This window comes from Hylemonella gracilis ATCC 19624, assembly GCF_000211835.1.
Taxonomy (GTDB): Bacteria; Pseudomonadota; Gammaproteobacteria; order Burkholderiales; family Burkholderiaceae_C; genus Hylemonella; species Hylemonella gracilis.
The window spans coordinates 1-1111 of record NZ_AEGR01000008.1 but is presented as its reverse complement, the minus strand read 5'-3'; the positions used below and the strand labels follow the sequence as shown (position 1 = coordinate 1111).

Below are 1111 nucleotides of genomic sequence, written 5' to 3'. Positions count from 1 at the left end.
GTGCTGGTGGAGATGCGATCCAGTTCGGCGACGAGCTGAGCCACTTCCTGGTTCAGCGCTTGGCGATCCGAAGCGCTGTTGGTGGCGTTGGCCGACTGCACGGCCAGTTCACGAACGCGCTGAAGGATATCGCTGGCGGCGCCCAAGGCACCTTCCGTGGTCTGCGCCAGGGACACGCCGTCGTTGGCGTTGCGTGCGGCTTGGTTCAGACCGCGGATCTGGCTGGTGAAGCGGTCAGAAATCGCCAGACCAGCAGCGTCGTCCTTGGCGCTGTTGATGCGCAGACCGGAAGACAGACGTTGGATCGCCGTGGTCAGGGCCTTGTCGCTCAGACCTTGGTAACGCTGGGCAGACAACGAGTTGATGTTGGTGTTGATAACGGCAGCCATTTGAAAACTCCTGTGCTTTTAGAAAATGGCACTTGCTGCATCAGCGTCGCGCCGGGGGGTGGATGAATGCCTACTTTCACGAGGCTCTTGCGGCACCTTGAAACCAGCTTGCGGCTGGCTTCTTGGTGTGCGCCGGGTTTTGAAACCCTTTGACCCGTTATCGCCCCAGCCCCGGTCAACTTGAACCAGGCCCCCGAGCCCCCTCCGACCGCGATCGGGGTCATTTCGCCCCGAAAACGTCGCGCGATCGGCAGCGATCTTCAAAACTTGAATCTGGAAAAGCGCCCGCGCAACCCCGCTTCACCGGAGATCAATTCGGCGGATCCGCCGCCGGAAATAAAAAGAGCCGGTGCCCTTTCGCAGGTACACCGGCTGTCACAGGAGGGCAAGGCACGAGGCCCGCCACGGGAAAAACTTCTAAAAATCACTCATGGGGCGGTGCGCGGGCACCGCCCCGACCTGCGGCGAATTAACGCAGCAGGGCCAGCACGCCTTGCGGCAGCTGGTTGGCCTGGGCAATCATGGCCGTGCCCGCCTGTTGCAGGATCTGAGCACGCGACAAGGCTGCCGTTTCCGACGCGAAGTCCGCATCGACGATGCGGCTGCGCGAGGCCGTCAGGTTCTCCGCCGTGATGTTCAGGTTGTTGATCGTCGACTCAAAGCGCGACTGCAGAGCACCCAGCTTGGCGCGTTCGCCGCTGATGAAGGCCAGGGCCGAATCC

Annotated in this window: 2 protein-coding genes; both read right to left on the bottom strand. The window is 62.0% G+C overall.

All coding sequences use genetic code 11. The features are described 5' to 3' along the window. A partial coding sequence (locus HGR_RS00695; RefSeq protein ID WP_006296112.1) for a flagellin N-terminal helical domain-containing protein occupies positions 1–389 on the bottom strand: 389 nt, incomplete at its 3' end. A gap of 469 nt (positions 390–858) precedes the next feature. Further along, positions 859–1111 (bottom strand): flagellin (locus tag HGR_RS00690; RefSeq protein ID WP_006296111.1); only part of this gene is annotated, 253 nt, incomplete at its 5' end.